Origin of the sequence: Bosea beijingensis (genome assembly GCF_030758975.1) — a bacterium.
Taxonomy (GTDB): Bacteria; Pseudomonadota; Alphaproteobacteria; order Rhizobiales; family Beijerinckiaceae; genus Allobosea; species Allobosea beijingensis.
The window spans coordinates 1,592,981-1,608,707 of sequence record NZ_CP132359.1; the positions used below are offsets into that span (position 1 = coordinate 1,592,981).

General features: G+C 66.6%; 14 protein-coding genes. 11 read left to right on the top strand and 3 right to left on the bottom strand.

All coding sequences use genetic code 11. The annotated features are described in order from the left end of the window. The 4 genes from coaD to Q9235_RS07760 all read left to right on the top strand — a co-directional run bounded on the left by coaD (window position 1) and on the right by Q9235_RS07760 (window position 4,026). The gene (coaD, locus tag Q9235_RS07745; protein WP_306226229.1) at window positions 1-501 is read left to right on the top strand and encodes a pantetheine-phosphate adenylyltransferase; all 501 of its coding nucleotides are present in this window, start codon (window positions 1-3) and stop codon (window positions 499-501) included. A 166-nt stretch (window positions 502-667) separates the two neighbouring features. Further along, complete coding sequence (proS, locus tag Q9235_RS07750; protein WP_306226230.1) at window positions 668-1,999, top strand: proline--tRNA ligase; 1,332 nt, start codon at window positions 668-670, stop codon at window positions 1,997-1,999. Window positions 2,000-2,042: 43 nt separating this feature from the next. Continuing rightward, entirely contained in the window at window positions 2,043-3,335 is a 1,293-nt protein-coding gene (locus Q9235_RS07755; RefSeq protein WP_306226231.1) for a lipoprotein-releasing ABC transporter permease subunit, read from the top strand. A 4-nt stretch (window positions 3,336-3,339) separates the two neighbouring features. After that, window positions 3,340-4,026: an ABC transporter ATP-binding protein gene (locus tag Q9235_RS07760; protein ID WP_306226232.1), complete on the top strand. Its 687-nt coding sequence runs from the start codon at window positions 3,340-3,342 to the stop codon at window positions 4,024-4,026. A gap of 195 nt (window positions 4,027-4,221) precedes the next feature. On the opposite strand, the gene Q9235_RS07765 is transcribed toward Q9235_RS07760, so the two are convergent. Further along, window positions 4,222-4,869 carry a hypothetical protein gene (locus tag Q9235_RS07765; protein ID WP_306226233.1) on the bottom strand — a complete coding sequence of 216 codons (648 nt, stop codon included), beginning with the start codon at window positions 4,867-4,869 and terminating at the stop codon, window positions 4,222-4,224. 453 nt (window positions 4,870-5,322) lie between these two features. Between Q9235_RS07765 and dnaE the strand changes: the two genes are divergently transcribed. Together dnaE and pncA are read left to right on the top strand one after the other, a co-directional pair. Further along, window positions 5,323-8,796, top strand: coding sequence for a DNA polymerase III subunit alpha (gene dnaE, locus Q9235_RS07770; protein WP_306226234.1), 3,474 nt, complete (start codon window positions 5,323-5,325; stop codon window positions 8,794-8,796). 4 nt (window positions 8,797-8,800) lie between these two features. Continuing rightward, window positions 8,801-9,433: a bifunctional nicotinamidase/pyrazinamidase gene (gene pncA / locus Q9235_RS07775; RefSeq protein WP_306226235.1), complete on the top strand. Its 633-nt coding sequence runs from the start codon at window positions 8,801-8,803 to the stop codon at window positions 9,431-9,433. A 15-nt stretch (window positions 9,434-9,448) separates the two neighbouring features. On the opposite strand, the gene Q9235_RS07780 is transcribed toward pncA, so the two are convergent. Continuing rightward, on the bottom strand, window positions 9,449-10,603 hold the full coding sequence (locus Q9235_RS07780) for a GGDEF domain-containing protein (protein WP_306226236.1): 1,155 nt from the start codon (window positions 10,601-10,603) through the stop codon (window positions 9,449-9,451). A 206-nt stretch (window positions 10,604-10,809) separates the two neighbouring features. Here Q9235_RS07780 and Q9235_RS07785 point away from each other — a divergent pair, with 206 nt between their 5' ends. The 4 genes from Q9235_RS07785 to pyrH all read left to right on the top strand — a co-directional run bounded on the left by Q9235_RS07785 (window position 10,810) and on the right by pyrH (window position 14,431). Continuing rightward, window positions 10,810-11,202 (top strand): pore-forming ESAT-6 family protein, encoded by a 393-nt coding sequence (locus tag Q9235_RS07785; RefSeq protein WP_306226237.1) that lies wholly within the window; start codon window positions 10,810-10,812, stop codon window positions 11,200-11,202. 245 nt (window positions 11,203-11,447) lie between these two features. Then, window positions 11,448-12,440 carry a 30S ribosomal protein S2 gene (locus tag Q9235_RS07790; protein ID WP_306226238.1) on the top strand — a complete coding sequence of 331 codons (993 nt, stop codon included), beginning with the start codon at window positions 11,448-11,450 and terminating at the stop codon, window positions 12,438-12,440. 250 nt (window positions 12,441-12,690) lie between these two features. Continuing rightward, on the top strand, window positions 12,691-13,614 hold the full coding sequence (gene tsf, locus Q9235_RS07795) for a translation elongation factor Ts (protein WP_306226239.1): 924 nt from the start codon (window positions 12,691-12,693) through the stop codon (window positions 13,612-13,614). A 109-nt stretch (window positions 13,615-13,723) separates the two neighbouring features. Continuing rightward, a complete protein-coding gene (gene pyrH, locus Q9235_RS07800) occupies window positions 13,724-14,431 on the top strand; it encodes a UMP kinase (RefSeq protein WP_306226240.1) in 708 nt (235 codons plus the stop codon). Between the two features lie 10 nt (window positions 14,432-14,441). Here pyrH and Q9235_RS07805 read toward each other — a convergent pair whose 3' ends face one another. After that, complete coding sequence (locus Q9235_RS07805; protein WP_306226241.1) at window positions 14,442-14,855, bottom strand: VOC family protein; 414 nt, start codon at window positions 14,853-14,855, stop codon at window positions 14,442-14,444. A 238-nt stretch (window positions 14,856-15,093) separates the two neighbouring features. Between Q9235_RS07805 and frr the strand changes: the two genes are divergently transcribed. Next, entirely contained in the window at window positions 15,094-15,657 is a 564-nt protein-coding gene (gene frr, locus Q9235_RS07810) for a ribosome recycling factor (protein WP_047575806.1), read from the top strand. Window positions 15,658-15,727 lie beyond the last annotated feature (70 nt).

Genomic DNA, 15,727 nt, shown 5'->3' on the forward strand with positions numbered 1-15,727 from the left:
ATGGCACGCATCGCTTTCTACACCGGCTCTTTCGATCCCGTGACCAACGGCCATGCCGACGTCATCGCGGCGGCCGCCGGACTCTGCGACAGGCTCGTCCTCGCGATCGGGGTTCATCCCGGCAAGACACCGCTTCTGCCGGTCGAGCAGCGTGCCGATCTCTTGCGTCAGGTCGCCACGCCCTTGCTGGCCGCCAAGGGTGCCGCGCTCGATGTCGTGACCTTCGGCGATCTCGCCGTCGACGCGGCGCGCCGGGCGGGAGCCTCGATCATCATCCGCGGCCTGCGCGACGGCAGCGACCTCGACTACGAGATGCAGATGGCCGGGATGAACGGCACCATGGCGCCGGATGTGCAGACCGTCTTCCTGCCGGCCTCGCCCGGCGTGCGCCATATCACCGCGACGCTGGTGCGCCAGATCGCGGCTATGGGTGGGGATGTCTCGCCCTTCGTGCCGGCCCCGGTGCTCGCCGCGCTGAAGGCGCGCTTCGCCAAGGGCTGAGCAGCACGATCTCCGGCGAAAGGCACATAACTTCGCCATCTTCCGCCGCTTCCTGCTGATTTTGGTTTGCATTTTGCCGAGAGCGATGGTGTCTCTCAGCTAGGCCGACTCGCTCTTCGATCACCCGGCGCGATTCCGCGCGCAGGGCCCTCCGACAGGTTTTCCGATGCGTCTTTCCCGCTATTTCCTGCCCCTTCTGCGCGACACGCCCAAGGAAGCGGAGATCGTCTCGCACCGGCTGATGCTGCGCGCCGGCATGATCCGCCAGCAATCCGCGGGCATCTATTCCTGGCTGCCGCTGGGCCTGCGCGTGCTGAACAAGATCAGCAACGTCATCCGCGAGGAGCAGAATCGCTCGGGCGCCGCCGAGATCCTGATGCCGACGATCCAGTCGGCCGATCTCTGGCGTGAGAGCGGGCGCTACGACGCCTATGGCAAGGAGATGCTGCGCATCAAGGACCGGCATGATCGCGACATGCTCTACGGCCCGACCAACGAGGAGATGGTCACCGAGATCGTCCGCTCCTACGTCAAGTCCTACAAGGACCTGCCGCTCAATCTCTACCACATCCAGTGGAAGTTCCGCGACGAGGTCCGCCCGCGCTTCGGCGTGATGCGTGGGCGCGAGTTCCTGATGAAGGACGCCTATTCCTTCGATCTCGACAAGGATGCGGCCCGGCACGCCTATAACCGCATGTTCACGGCCTATCTGCGCACCTTCGCGCGGCTTGGTCTGAAGGCGATCCCGATGAAGGCCGATACCGGCCCGATCGGCGGCGATCTCAGCCACGAGTTCATCGTGCTTGCCTCGACCGGCGAGAGCGAGGTCTTCTGCCACAGCGACTACCTGAACTTCGAGACGCCTGCCGCCGATACCGATTTCGACAGCGTCCCCGGCCTGCAGGGCGTCTTCGACAAGTGGACGAGCCTCTACGCCGCGACCGAGGAAATGCACGACAAGGCTGCTTTCGAGGCGGTTCCGGAAGACAAGCGCGTCTCGGCGCGCGGCATCGAGGTCGGCCATATCTTCTATTTCGGCACGAAATATTCCGAGCCGATGGGCGCGACGGTCGCCGGGCCGGATGGCCAGCCGGTGCTGCTGCATGGCGGCTCCTACGGCATCGGGCCGAGCCGCCTTGTCGCGGCGCTGATCGAGGCCGGCCACGACGAAGCCGGCATCGTCTGGCCCGAGGAGATCGCGCCCTTCGACATCGCCGTCATCAATCTCAAGGCCGGCGACGCGGCGACCGACGGCGCGGCCGAGCGCATTTACAAGGATTTGCTCGGCAAGGGCTACGACGCCGTGCTCGACGACACCGACGACCGGCCGGGCGCCAAGTTCGCGACCGCCGACCTGATCGGCGTGCCCTGGCAGATCATCGTCGGCCCGAAGGGGCTGGCCGAGGGCAAGGTCGAGATCAAGCGCCGCGCCGGCGGCGAGCGCGAACTCGTCTCGCTGGAAGCTGCGCTCGATCGCTTCAAAGGCAGGGCGGCGTGACGGCGGACACCGTCATGACGACGCACCGGATGGGAGTGGCCGCATGAGCGCCGTCGCCGACAGCGCCGAAGTCCCGACCGGGACCAAGGCTTTCGCCGGTTTCGAATGGCTGCTCGCCGGGCGCTATCTGCGCACGCGCCGCCGCGAGGGCTTCGTCTCGGTCATCGCCGGCTTCTCCTTCCTCGGCATCCTGCTCGGCGTCGCGACGCTGATTATCGTGATGTCGGTGATGAACGGCTTCCGCAAGGAACTGCTGGAGAAGATCGTCGGCGTGAACGGCCATATCTTCGCGACCCCGATCGACCGTCCGCTCGACGACTACGACAGCGTCGCGGCGAGGCTCGCCAAGATTCCCGGCATCAAGCTCGCCATTCCGCTGGTCGAGGGGCAGGCGCTCGCCTCCTCGCAGACCGGCAACAATGGCGTGCTGGTGCGCGGCGTTCGCGAGAGCGACATCAAGGCGATTCCCTTCATCGGCGGCAACATCAAGTCTGGGACGCTCGACGGTTTCGACGGCGGGACGCCCGGCGTCGCCATCGGCCGGCGCCTTGCCAATGCGCTGGGCATCCAGGTCAATGACATGATGACGCTGGTCTCGCCGCAGGGTGCCTCGACGCCCTTCGGCACGGCGCCGCGCATCAAGGCCTATCCGGTGAAGGCGATCTTCGAGATCGGCATGACCGAGTTCGACGGCACCTTCGTCTATATGCCGCTCGGCGAGGCGCAGGCCTATTTCAACCGTGACGGCGACGTGAACGTCATCGAGATCTTCGTCGACAACCCCGACAGGACCCAGGCCGTTCGCGACGCGATCGAGGCCGATGCGCCGCGCCCGCTCGTACTCTCCGACTGGCGCCAGAGGAATCGCAGCTTCTTCAATGCCCTGGAAGTCGAACGGAACGTGATGTTCATCATCCTGACGCTGATCGTGCTGGTCGCGGCTTTGAATATCGTCTCCGGCCTGATCATGCTGGTGAAGGACAAGACCGCCGACATCGCGATCATGCGCACCATGGGCTGCACGCGCGGCACGGTGCTGCGCGTCTTCCTGATCACGGGCGCGGCGATCGGCGTCGTCGGCACGCTGGCGGGGCTCGGGCTCGGCATCGTCTTCGCCAAGAACATCAAGTCGATCATGGCGGCGCTGAACTGGATCACCGGCGCCAATCTCTGGGACCCGACGGTGCGCTTCCTCAGCGACATTCCCTCGGTGATCGACTGGAGCGAGGTGACCAGCGTTGTTCTGATGGCGCTGACCCTGTCGCTGCTGGCGACGCTCTACCCGGCCTGGAAGGCGGCACGCCTCGATCCGGTCGAAGCGCTGAGGATGGGCTGAGCACATGGCACAGGAGATGCCCGCGCTCTTCCTCTCCCAGGTCGAGCGCTATTATCCGCAGAGCGACGCGCCGCTCGAAGTGCTGCGCAAGGCCGATTTCGCGCTCTGGCCCGGCGAGGTCGTCGCCCTGGTGGCGCCGAGCGGCACCGGCAAGTCGACGCTGCTGCACGTTGCTGGCCTCCTGGAGAAGCCCGATGCCGGCGAGGTCTTCGTCGGCGGGCTCGCCACGACCAAGCTCGACGACAAGGGCCGCACGCGCCTGCGCCGTACCGAAATCGGCTTCGTCTACCAGTTTCACCACCTCCTGCCGGAGTTCACGGCACTGGAGAACGTGGTGCTGCCGCAGCGCATCCGCGGCCTCGCCCGCGGCCTTGCGGAGGAGCGGGCATCGGAACTGCTGACCTTCCTCGGCCTCGGCGAGCGGCTCGACCATCTGCCCGGCGAATTGTCCGGCGGCGAGCAGCAGCGCGTCGCCATCGGCCGTGCTGTCGCCAACGGCCCGCGCCTGCTGCTGGCCGACGAGCCGACCGGCAATCTCGACCCGCAGACCGCTCAGCATGTCTTCGGCACGCTGATGGCGCTGGCGCGCGCCTCGGGGCTGGCGGCGCTGATCGCGACGCACAACCTCGATCTCGCCCGCCAGATGGACCGGCAGGTCACGATCCGCGACGGGTTGGTCGTCAAGCTGTAGGCGGCCTGCGCCCGTCAGCTCATTCCTTGCCCGCACTACCTTTGTCATTCCGGGGCTTCGCGTAGCGAAGAACCCGGAACCCACGACCGGGTGAGCCCGTCACAAACCAAGCCTGAAAGTTTCACCCAGTCGTGGGTTCCGGGTTCGCGCCTGCGGCGCGCCCCGGAATGACAACGCATCCCACTTGAAGCCGCACTACCGCCCGAGCTGCCGTGCATCCCTGAGCGGGAAGGCATAGCTCGGCTGCGCCCGCCACGCTCCCTCCTTCCAGGCGAACTCGATCTTGCCGTCTTCGCCGGAGGTCTTGAGCTGGATGCCGAAAGCTGAGAATGCGTCCTGCACCGGCTTGGCCTCCGCCCAGGGCGCGACATCCACGATGCGCTGGCCGAAGGTGAGGCGCGCCTTGCGCGGGTAGAGCGCGACCTCGTCCTCCTCGTCGCCGCGCGACGGATCGATCTCGGCCTTCACGATCCCGGTAATCTGGCGGCGCGCGAAACAGAGCACCGGCGTTCGCGGCGCTTCCGGCAGGCCGTCGGGCTTGTAGAACGTGGCTCCTGCCGGCGTGAGGACGAAGCGGCGCGACGGACCGATTTCAGCCTGCACATCCGCCGGGCTGTCCTCCTCGCTGAGCAATCCCTGCTCGACCAGTGTCCGCAGATTGCCCTGGAGCCAGGCGTTGTTGGCGTCGAAGGGCAGTTTGCGGACGGCGACGCAGACCGGCTCCTTGTCGAAATAGGCCTGTATCAGCGGCAGGAAATCATCCTTCTGCGCCTCGGCCTCGCCACAGGCACCGAGCAGCAGCCCGACCAGCGTGATCGCTCCTGACAATCGAAGCCCGCTCAAGCCCGCCTCCTTGTCCCATGCAGATGGATCGCGTCGAAAAGACGCCATTCCGCGATGGCCGCCACGGGTGGCGAAAATGAGGAGCGACTGACCGCTGGAACGCGGCGGTAGGATTTCATTAACCGCCGCGCAGGGATCGCGTCGCCAGCTTCCGTATCGACATTGACGAGAACAAAAAGAGAACTAAACTGAACTTATCGAGAACACAGGAGGTTCCCATGACTGCAGCGCGTAAATTCGCCGCCGGCCTTGCCGAGATCGCCTCGCTCGGCGTCTTCCTCGGCATGATCTGGCTCTGGGCCGCCATCCTCTGCGGCCCGCATGTCTGAGGGCGGCAGGAGCCATCCACAGATGGGGCCGCAAGGCCTCGACGCCGGCCCTGCCCAGGACGCATAAGAGTCTCATAACGGTCGGGGTCGACGAGTCGCCCGGTTGCGGCGGCAGGAGTGGGACATGAACAGCGAAGCTGGCGAGGCGCGCGTTCTCCAGGAGATCGGCTTCGTCCACCTGCATGTCCATTCGAGCTATTCATTGCTCGAAGGCGCGATGACGATCGCGACGCTCGCCAAGATGGCCGCCGCCGACGGCCAGCCGGCCCTGGCGCTGACCGATACCGACAATCTCTTCGGCGGCCTCGAATTCTCCGAGAAGCTGGCCGGCTCGGGCCTGCAGCCGATCGTCGGCGTGCAGCTCTCGGTCGATTTCGCCGATGAGGGCGAGGGCAGCCGCAAGCCGACGCAACCGCAGCGCCTGCCGCATATCGTCCTGCTCGCGATGGACGAGGCCGGCTACGGCAACCTGATGAAGCTCGTCAGCGAAGCGGCTTTGGCGACCGGCGGTTCCGGCCAGCCGGTGACCACGGTCGAGCGCCTCGCTGCCTACAATAGCGGCCTTATCGCGCTGACCGGCGGGCAGGGCGGACCGATCGACACCGCCCTGCGCCTCGGTCAGCTCCCGCAGGCTGCCTCGCGTTTGGCGACACTCGCCGGCATCTACGGCGACCGGCTCTATGTCGAGATCCAGCGCCATGGCGGAGACGGCGAGGCGGCCCGCGAGGCCCATCTCCTGCGCCTCGCCTATGATTCCGATCTGCCGATCGTCGCGACCAACGAGCCCTTCTTCGCCAAGCCCGCCGATTTCGACGCGCATGACGCGCTGCTCGCTGTAGCCGAAGGTCGGCTCGTCTCGGATGGCACGCGCCGCCGCGTCTCGCCGGAGCATTATTTCGCCTCGCGCGCCGAGATGAAGAAGCGCTTCGCCGACCTGCCGGAGGCGCTCGCGAACACGGTCGAGATCGCGATGCGCTGCCACTGGCGCGTCACCACCCGCAAGCCGATCCTGCCGCGCTTCGGCGAGGAGGGGCGCGACGAGGCCGAGGAGCTTCAGGAGCAGGCGCGCGCCGGCCTTGCAGCGCGCCTCGACAAGCACGGCCCGGCCGAGGGCTTCACCGTCGAGGATTACGAGAAGCGCCTCGAATTCGAGCTCTCGATCATCACCCGGATGAAGTTCCCGGGCTACTTCCTGATCGTCTCGGACTTCATCAAATGGGCCAAGAACCAGGACATTCCGGTCGGGCCGGGGCGTGGCTCGGGAGCTGGCTCGCTCGTCGCCTATGCGCTGACCATCACCGACGTCGATCCGCTGCGCTTCGGCCTGCTCTTCGAGCGCTTCCTCAATCCCGACCGCGTCTCGATGCCGGACTTCGACATCGACTTCTGCCAGAACCGGCGTGAAGAGGTGATCGAGTATGTGAAGCATCATTACGGGCAGGAACGCGTCGCCCAGATCATCACCTTCGGCACGCTGCTCGCCCGCGGCGTGCTGCGCGACGTCGGCCGCGTGCTTGAAATGCCCTATGGCCAGGTCGACAAGCTGACCAAGCTCGTGCCGCAGAATCCGGCCAAGCCCATCTCGTTGAAGGATGCGATCGAGGGCGAGCCCAAGCTGCAGCAGGCCGCCGAGGAGGAGCCGATCGTCGCGCGCCTGCTCGAAATTGGCCAGAAGCTGGAAGGGCTTCACCGCCATGCTTCGACTCACGCCGCAGGCGTGGTGATCGGCGACAGGCCGCTCGAACAGCTCGTCGCGCTCTCGGTCGATCCGCGCACCGGCATGCGCGTCACCCAGTTCAACATGAAATGGGTCGAGCAGGCAGGCCTGGTGAAGTTCGACTTTCTCGGCCTGAAGACCCTGACCACGCTGACGACCGCAGTGAAGCTGATCGCCCAGCGCGATATCCAGATCGATCTCGCGCAACTGCCCTTCGACGATCCCACCACCTACGCCATGCTGGCCCGCGGCGAGACGGTCGGCGTGTTCCAGGTGGAATCGGTCGGCATGCGCAAGGCGTTGGTCGAGATGAAGGCCGACCGGATCGAGGACCTGATCGCGCTGGTCGCGCTCTACCGGCCGGGCCCGATGGACAACATCCCGACCTATTGCCGCCGCAAGCTCGGGCTGGAGGATCCGACCTATCTCCATCCCGGCATGGAGCCCTACCTGCGCGAGACCCACGGCATCATCGTCTACCAGGAACAGGTGATGCAGGTGGCGCAGGCGCTTTCGGGCTATTCGCTCGGCGAGGCGGACTTGCTGCGCCGCGCCATGGGCAAGAAGATCAAGGCGGAGATGGACGCCCAGCGTGACCGCTTCGTGAAAGGCGCGATCGAGGGCGGCATCAAGAAGGAGATCGCCTCCGAGATCTTCGACCTGCTGGCGAAGTTCGCCGATTACGGCTTCAACAAGAGCCACGCGGCGGCCTATGCCATCGTCGCCTTCCAGACTGCCTATCTCAAGGCGAACTACCCGGTCGAGTTCCTGGCGGCGTCGATGACGCTCGACATGGGCAATACCGACAAGCTCTCGGAATTCCGCCGCGACGCCGAGCGCCTCGGCATCAAGGTCGAGCGTCCGGCGATCAACCAGTCCGGCGTCGAGTTCGATGTGGCCGACGGCAAGATCTTCTACGCGCTCGGCGCCATCAAGGGCGTCGGCACGGCGGCGGTGGAATCGCTTGTGGCGGCGAGGCAGGCTGCCGGCCCGTTCCGCGATCTCGCCGATCTCGCGCGTCGGATCGACACCAGACTGGTCAACCGCCGCACGCTGGAAGCGCTGATCGCCGCCGGCGCGCTCGACGAGCTGGAGGCGGACCGCGCCCGCGCCGTCGCGGCGCTCGACGGCATGCTGGCGCTCTCGAATCGCACGCGCGACGAGGCGGCGGCGGGCCAGTTCGACCTGCTCGGCGGCGGCGTGGTGCAGGAGGCCTTTCGCATCCCGCAGGTCGAGCCCTGGGCGCCGGCCGAGAAGCTCAAGCGCGAGCATGAGGCGGTCGGGTTCTTCCTCTCCGGACATCCGCTCGACGATTACGAGCATGTGCTGAAGCGCCTGCGCGTGCAGCGCTATGCCGATTTCGCCCAGACCGTGCGCGCCAACGGCACCGGCGTCGGCAAGGTCGCGGTCTCCGTCATCGACAAGTCGGAGCGGCGCACCAAGTCCGGCTCCAAGATGGGCATCGTCAATCTGTCCGATCCGAGCGGCCAGTTCGAGGCCGTGCTGTTCTCGGAAGGGCTGATGAAGCTGCGCGACCTGCTGGAGCCGGGCAGGGCGCTGGTGCTGCGCCTCTCCGCCGTGCTCGACGGCGAAGAGGTGCGTCCGCGCATCGAGGACGCCGAAGAGCTCGACGGCCTTGCCGCGCGCCAGAAGCAGGATCTCGTCGTCTATCTGCGCGACGACAAGGCGGTGGCTTCGGTCGCCGAGCGCATCCGCCCACGCGAGGCGACGCGCGCCGAGGGCAAGGTCTCGATCATCATGATCATCGACGACGGCGCGCAGGAGGTCGAGATCGAGTTGCCCGGCAAGTTTCCGGTCAACCAGCAGATCGCCAATGCCGTGCGCGCGGCGCCCGGCGTGGTCGATGTCAGGCTGCAATAGGAACATGTCGATGGCCGACGACCGGACCGTGTTGCTCGTCGTCGACGTTCAGAACGACTTCTGTCCCGGCGGCAGCCTCGCCGTACCGGGCGGCGACGGGGTCGTGCCCATCGTCAATGCGCTCGGGCGCCATTTCCGCCATGTCGTGCTGACGCAGGACTGGCATCCGGCCGGCCACGCCTCGTTTGCTTCGAGCCATCCCGGTAGGGCGCCCTTCGAGACGATCGAGCTGGCCTATGGCCCGCAGGTGCTTTGGCCGGACCATTGTGTGCAGGGTACGGCCGGGGCCGCCTTCCATGCCGGGCTGGACCTGCCTCATGCCGAAGCGATCATCCGCAAGGGCTATCGCGGCGCCATCGACAGCTATTCCGGCTTCGTCGAGGCCGATCGCCGGACGCGGACGGGCCTGGAGGGCTATCTGCGCGAGCGTGGCATCACGAAGGTCGTCATCGCCGGCCTCGCCACCGATTTCTGCGTAAACTGGACGGCGCAGGATGCCGCTCGCGCCGGTTTCGAGACCGTCGTCGTCGAGGACGCATGCCGGGCGATCGATCTCGACGGCTCGCTCTATCGGGCCTGGGCCGAGATGGCGGCGGCAGGAATCAGGCGCGTCAGCGCAGCGAACCTGGCAGTCTGAAGCAGAAGCTCTGCCTCAAGCGGCTGGCTTGAGCTGTGCCTGGACGCGGTCGCGCCCGAGCCGCTTGGCGCGATAGAGCGCTTCGTCGGCCTCGACCAGCAGGTCGTCCAGTTCGCGCCCGCCGAGTTCGACCTCGGCCACGCCGATGCTGAGCGTCGGCTGCAAACCGATCTCGGCGAGATCGGAGACCTTGTCGCGGAAGGTGCCGCGGAGGCGCTCGGCCACCCGCACCGCTTCCCGGGCGCCGACATCGGGCAGGATAATCGCGAACTCGTCGCCGCCTTGCCGGGCCAGGATATCGGTGCTGCGCAGTTGTTCCTGCACGGAGCTGGCGAAAAGGCGCAGGATCCGGTCGCCGGCCGCATGGCCGAGCGTGTCGTTGAGCTTCTTGAAGTGGTCGATATCGACGAGCAGGAGCGCGGCGCGCTGCGCCCCGCGCGCCTGCCGCGCCAGCCATTGCTCCAGACCGGAGCGATTCATCGCACCGGTCAGCGGATCGCGTCGGGCCAGCGTCGCCAGAATCCGGTTGCTGCGCTCGGCCGCGAGCAGCAGCAGCGCCTGGCCTCTCAGGATGACGAAGGCCACGCCGGTCGCGGCGAGCCAGCCGGTCGCGCCCGAATCGACCGGGAACAGGGTCGTGCCGACCTGGTCCAGCGCGGCCAGCGTGATGCGGCCGGCATAGATCACCACCGTCGGCGAGAACAGGGCGGCGAGCAGCCAGGCCGAGCGCAGCTTCTCCTGGCGGCCGAGCCGGACGGCTTCGCGCACGATGGCGGCATCGCAGAGCGCCATGACCGTCGCCACCACCATGACGCGCGTCGAGTAGCCCTCCGCCCCGGGCGACAGTGCAAGCAGGGTCCAGATGCCCAGCAGCACCACGCCGAATCCGAACCAGTTGAGCTCGCGGCCGGCGAAATTGCGGATGCCGAAGAGCAGCAGCAGGCAACCCGCCAGCATGATGGTGTTGGCGAACTCGATCGAGACGATGTCGGGAATGGCGCCGCGGAAGCTCGCGCCGAGCAGGCCCGCCCCGATGCACAGGCTGCTGACGCCCCACCAGACCGGGCTGCGGGTGAAGCGCCCGGTGGCGAAGGTCATCAACTGCATCGCGCCGATGATGAAGCAGGTCAGCGCACCCGTGACGAAGATCGTTCTCAGGTCGAGAATCACGCCGATACCGAGCCCTTGCGGTGGCTTCGGCGGGTAAGCCTCTCTACGGCTGCGTCAGCCTGCCTCCAATGCGATGCCCACCCGTGAGGCTGGGCATGCTCCGGCATTCCGGGTTGTCCGGCCCGGCCGCACACGCTAGGCAGGTGAGGGTGGGGGGAAGCGCATCTTGGCATGCTTGAGAACATGATAGCCTGAGGATATTCCCCATGAACTTTTATAAGTCGTTGATGGCCGTCTCCGCGGTCGCATTTCTGGGCTCAGTCGCCCCGTCCTTCGCACAGACCCAGGCCGACCAGCTCAAGGTCGCCTATCAGGCCGCCCGCAATCAGCTCGGCATCCTCGGCTATTGCGCCGAAAAGGGTTACACCGACCCTGCCGCGGCCGATGTCCAGAAGAAGCTGGTCGCGATGATTCCCGCGCCGTCCGACGTCAGCGGCGGCGATGCCGCCGAGGCTGCCGGCCGCAAGGGCACGATCTCCGCGATGGGCATGGAGCAGAGCATCGAGGTCATCGCCAAGGCGCAGAACGGCACGCCTGCGACCTTTTGCAAGCAGATCGGCGATCTCGTGAAGCAGATGGGCGCCAAGCTGCCGCAGTGAGGCGAGGGCGGACATTCTCCGCAATGATGATCGAGGGCCCCATGCGGTATCCGCATGGGGCCCTTCACGTTCCGCTCTCTGCTTTCTCGGCCGTGGCGGCTTGCAATACGGCGCCATCCCCTGTAAGGCGCAGCCCATCCCACATGGAGCGCATCGCCTCGGTGTCCCGAGGCGTTCCGGTGACGTGGCAGCTCATGCCTTGTTCATTCGCGCTCCAGAGGCTCAACCGGAAGGACTAGAATACGATGGCTCTGCCTGATTTCTCCATGCGTCAGCTCCTCGAGGCCGGCGCCCATTTCGGCCACCAGTCGCACCGCTGGAACCCCAAGATGTCCCCGTACATCTTCGGCGTCCGCAACAACATCCACATCCTCGACCTGTCGCAGTCGGTGCCGATGCTGCACCGCGCCCTGCAGGCTGTGTCGGACACCGTCGCCCGCGGCGGCCGCGTCCTCTTCGTCGGCACCAAGCGCCAGGCGCAGGATGCCATCGCCGATGCCGCCAAGCGCTCGGCCCAGTACTATGTCAACTCCCGCTGGCTCGGCGGCATGCTGACCAACTGGAAGACCATTTCGGCTTCGATCCAGCGCCTGCGCAAGGTCGACGAGCTGCTCGCCGGCGGCGGCACCGGCCTGACCAAGAAGGAGCGCCTGATGCTGTCGCGTGAGCGCGACAAGCTCGAGAAGGCTCTGGGCGGCATCAAGGACATGGGCGGCACGCCGGACATGATCTTCGTGATCGACACCAACAAGGAGCAGCTCGCGATCAAGGAGGCCCAGCGCCTCGGCATCCCGGTCGCCGCGATCGTCGACTCGAACTCGGATCCGGACGGCATCACCTTCCCGGTCCCGGCCAATGACGACGCCGGCCGCGCCATCCAGCTCTATTGCGACCTGATCGCCCGCTCGGCGATCGACGGCATCGGCCGCGCCTCGGGCGACCAGGGCATCGATGTCGGCGCCGCCGAGGCGCCGGTCGTCGAGGAGGCTCTCGAGACCGCTTCGGGCGCCTTCGAGACGCTGACCACCCCGCGTGGCGCTCCGGACGATCTGACCAAGCTCTCGGGCATGGGCCCGGACGCGGTCCAGAAGCTGAACGACGGCGGCATCTACCACTTCTGGCAGATCGCTGCGATGACTCCGGCCGACGTGACCAAGATCGACCACGACCTGAAGCTCGGCGGCAAGATCGACCGCGAGGGCTGGGTCGCCCAGGCTCGCGATCTCGCCGACGCGTAATTCGGTTTGCGATTGCGGCGCGTCATCGGCGCGTCGCAATCGGGTTCTCGACTGACGCCGGCTTTTGGAGCATCGGCCCGAAAAGTGCCCTGCGGTTTTCGGGCAGAGCCGATGCGAAAGCAAAGATTTGGAGGACGCGCCGACGGCCGGAAACGGAGCGTCGGCGTTTCCCCATGCAGGCGTCCGCATCATTCCGATCCGCGGCCGGCCCCTTAGGGTCTGCGCCGCACCGACAGCAAGGACAAGACAGATGGCAGCGATCACCGCCGCGATGGTGAAGGAACTCCGCGACAAGACCGGCGCGGGCATGATGGACTGCAAGACCGCCCTTTCGGCGACCGACGGCAACATGGAAGCCGCCGTCGACTGGCTGCGTGCGAAGGGCCTGTCGAAGGCCGCCAAGAAGGCCGGCCGCGTCGCCGCCGAGGGCCTCGTCGCCGTCGCGGTGCAGGGCAACGAGGGCGTCGTCGTCGAGGTCAACTCCGAGACCGACTTCGTTGCGCGCAACCCGGAATTCCAGGCGCTCGCCAAGACCATCGCCGATGTCGCGCTGGAGCGCGGCGGCGACGTCGAGGCGCTGCTCGGCCATCACTATCCGGGCGGCGGCTCGGTGCAGGACGCTATCGCCAACGCCATCGCCACGATCGGCGAGAACATGACGCTGCGCCGCGTGTCCGCGCTCAAGGTCTCCTCGGGCGTGATCGGCTCCTATGTCCACGGCGCGATCGCCGACGGCCTCGGCAAGATCGGCGTCATCGTCGCGCTCGAGTCGACCGGCAAGGCCGATGAGCTCGCCGCGCTCGGCCGTCAGCTCGCCATGCATGTCGCCGCGACCAACCCGGTTGCGCTCGACCTCGCTTCGGTCGCTCCGGACGTCCTGGAGCGCGAGAAGGCGATCCTGGCCGAGAAGAACGCCGGCAAGCCCGAGCACGTCCTCGCCAAGATCACCGAGAGCGGCCTGAAGAGCTATGCCAAGGAATACTGCCTGCTCGAGCAGGCCTATATCCATGACGGCTCGAAGTCGGTCTCGCAGGTCCTCAAGGACATCGAGAGCAAGGTCGGCGCCCCGGTGAAGCTCACCGGCTTCGCCCGCTTCGCGCTCGGCGAGGGCATCGAGAAGGAAGAGCAGGACTTCGCGGCCGAGGTCGCTGCCGCCGGCGGCACCACGGGCTGACAAGCTCCTCTCCAAATAGGAAAAAGGCCGCGCATCGCGCGGCCTTTTTTGTAGGAAGATAGGGCTGCGTCGAATCGCGGCCGGCCCCCAGCTAGACGGAGAGACATCGATGAGACCCCAACGCGTTCTCGTGAAGCTCTCCGGTGAAGCCCTCGCCGGCCCTGTCGGCAACGGCCTCGACGGCGTCACGCTGACGGCGCTCGCCGCCGATATCGCCCATGCCTCGCGCGAGGGCGTCGAGATCGGCATCGTCGTCGGTGGCGGCAATTTCTTCCGCGGCGTCCAGGGCCTCAACAAGGGTCTCGACCGGACCACCGCCGATTCGATCGGCATGCTCGGCACCGTCATGAACGCGCTCGCGCTGGAGCATTCGATCGAGGCGGCCGGCGCACCGGCCCGCGCCATGTCGGCGGTGCCGATGCCCTCGCTCTGCGAGAGCTATGCCCGCAAGCGCGCGCTCGACCATCTCAGCAACGGCAAGGTCGTCATCCTCGGCGGCGGCACCGGCAACCCGTATTTCACCACCGATACGGGCGCGGCGCTCCGCGCGGCCGAACTGGGCTGCAGCCACCTGCTCAAGGCGACGCAGGTCGACGGCGTCTACAGCGCCGACCCCAAGAAGGACCCGACCGCGACCCGCTACGACACCCTGACCCATGAAGTCGCGATCAAGCGCGATCTCAAGGTGATGGATACCGCTGCCTTCGCGCTCGCCCGCGATGCCAGCCTGACCATCGTCGTCTTCTCGATCGCCGAGCCCGGTATGCTCGCCGCCGTCCTGCGCGGCGAGGGCAGGGCGACCTACGTCACGCCCTGAGGCACTCGTTTCAGTAGGTCTTCCACAGGCCGGGCGTCGCCAGTTCGAGCAGATTCCCGTCGGGATCGCGGAAATAAAGGCTCGTGCTGCCGCATTCCCATTGCATGCGCCCTTCAACGGCGATGCTGAGTTCCGCCAGTCTGGCCTCCCAGACCGGAAGCTCCTCGGCATCGATCGCGAAGGCGATGTGGAGCGGCCCGCTGCCGTCATGCGGCGGGATGGTGCCGCCGGCCGAGCTCTGCGTCAGCAGCGAGGCGCCGCGCAGGAACAGCAGCAGCACATTCGCGCCGCCGATATCATAGGCGAAGAGCGTCTTCGTCTTGAGCAGCGGCGCGAGGCCGAGCTTGTCCTCGTAGAAGGCGCGGGCACGGTCGAGATCGTCGACATAGAGCGCGGTCTCGACGATGCGGTTGAGGCAAGGCACGGCTTTTCTCCGTGGTTCACTGCGGGCGGCACTGGCCGGCACCTTAGAATGGAGATGGGCATCGAGAGGCTGCGAACCAGTAGGTTGCGCCGCTGTCCGGCCATGATCTGCCCGCATCGACGCTTTTCCCTTGCTCATCGCGGGGGAAAATGCTGTTCGAGGATGTAAATCTTGACCCTGCGCGGCCTCGCCGCCATGGTCTCGCCGATTTTGGATTACCTGCAAGGTCTCGATTGAAATGGCCCAGACGACGTTCGACCTCGCCGACATCAAGCGCCGCATGGCCGGTGCGGTGCAGTCCTTCAAGGGCGATCTCGCCTCGCTGCGCTCCGGCCGCGCCTCCGCCAACATGCTCGACCCGATCATGGTCGAGGCCTACGGCGCCCGCACCCCGCTGAGCCAGCTCGCGACGGTCTCCGTGCCGGAGCCGCGCCTGCTCAGCGTTCAGGTCTGGGACCGCTCGATGGTCAACGCCGTCGACAAGGCGGTGCGCGAATCCGATCTCGGCCTCAACCCGCAGACGGAAGGCCAGGTCCTGCGCATCCGTATCCCCGAGCTCAACGAGCAGCGCCGCAAGGAGATGGTCAAGGTCGCGCATAAATATGCCGAGGAGGCCAAGGTTGCCGTGCGCCATGTCCGCCGCGACGGCATCGACGTGGTCAAGAAGCTGGAGAAGGACGGCGACATGACCAAGGACGACGCTGCCCGCAATTCGGACCTAGTCCAGAAGGCGACCGACCAGCACATCGCCGAGATCGATCAGGCGCTCGCGGCGAAGGAAAAGGAAATCCTGCACGTCTGATCGTCTGGACGTTTGATCTCCCGCGCGGGGGGCACCCGCGCTCTTCGGCCGCAGCCGAGCGAGGCTCTTC

Excerpts from the sequence above, each read along its gene's own strand:
- proS (WP_306226230.1), top strand. The coding sequence starts at position 668 with ATGCGTCTTTCCCGCTATTTCCTGCCCCTTCTGCGCGACACGCCCAAG.
- Q9235_RS07790 (WP_306226238.1), top strand. The coding sequence starts at position 11,448 with ATGGCTCTGCCTGATTTCTCCATGCGTCAGCTCCTCGAGGCCGGCGCC.
- Q9235_RS07755 (WP_306226231.1), top strand. The coding sequence starts at position 2,043 with ATGAGCGCCGTCGCCGACAGCGCCGAAGTCCCGACCGGGACCAAGGCT.
- coaD (WP_306226229.1), top strand. The coding sequence starts at position 1 with ATGGCACGCATCGCTTTCTACACCGGCTCTTTCGATCCCGTGACCAAC.
- pncA (WP_306226235.1), top strand. The coding sequence starts at position 8,801 with ATGTCGATGGCCGACGACCGGACCGTGTTGCTCGTCGTCGACGTTCAG.
- pyrH (WP_306226240.1), top strand. The coding sequence starts at position 13,724 with ATGAGACCCCAACGCGTTCTCGTGAAGCTCTCCGGTGAAGCCCTCGCC.
- frr (WP_047575806.1), top strand. The coding sequence starts at position 15,094 with ATGGCCCAGACGACGTTCGACCTCGCCGACATCAAGCGCCGCATGGCC.
- tsf (WP_306226239.1), top strand. The coding sequence starts at position 12,691 with ATGGCAGCGATCACCGCCGCGATGGTGAAGGAACTCCGCGACAAGACC.
- Q9235_RS07760 (WP_306226232.1), top strand. The coding sequence starts at position 3,340 with ATGGCACAGGAGATGCCCGCGCTCTTCCTCTCCCAGGTCGAGCGCTAT.
- Q9235_RS07785 (WP_306226237.1), top strand. The coding sequence starts at position 10,810 with ATGAACTTTTATAAGTCGTTGATGGCCGTCTCCGCGGTCGCATTTCTG.
- dnaE (WP_306226234.1), top strand. The coding sequence starts at position 5,323 with ATGAACAGCGAAGCTGGCGAGGCGCGCGTTCTCCAGGAGATCGGCTTC.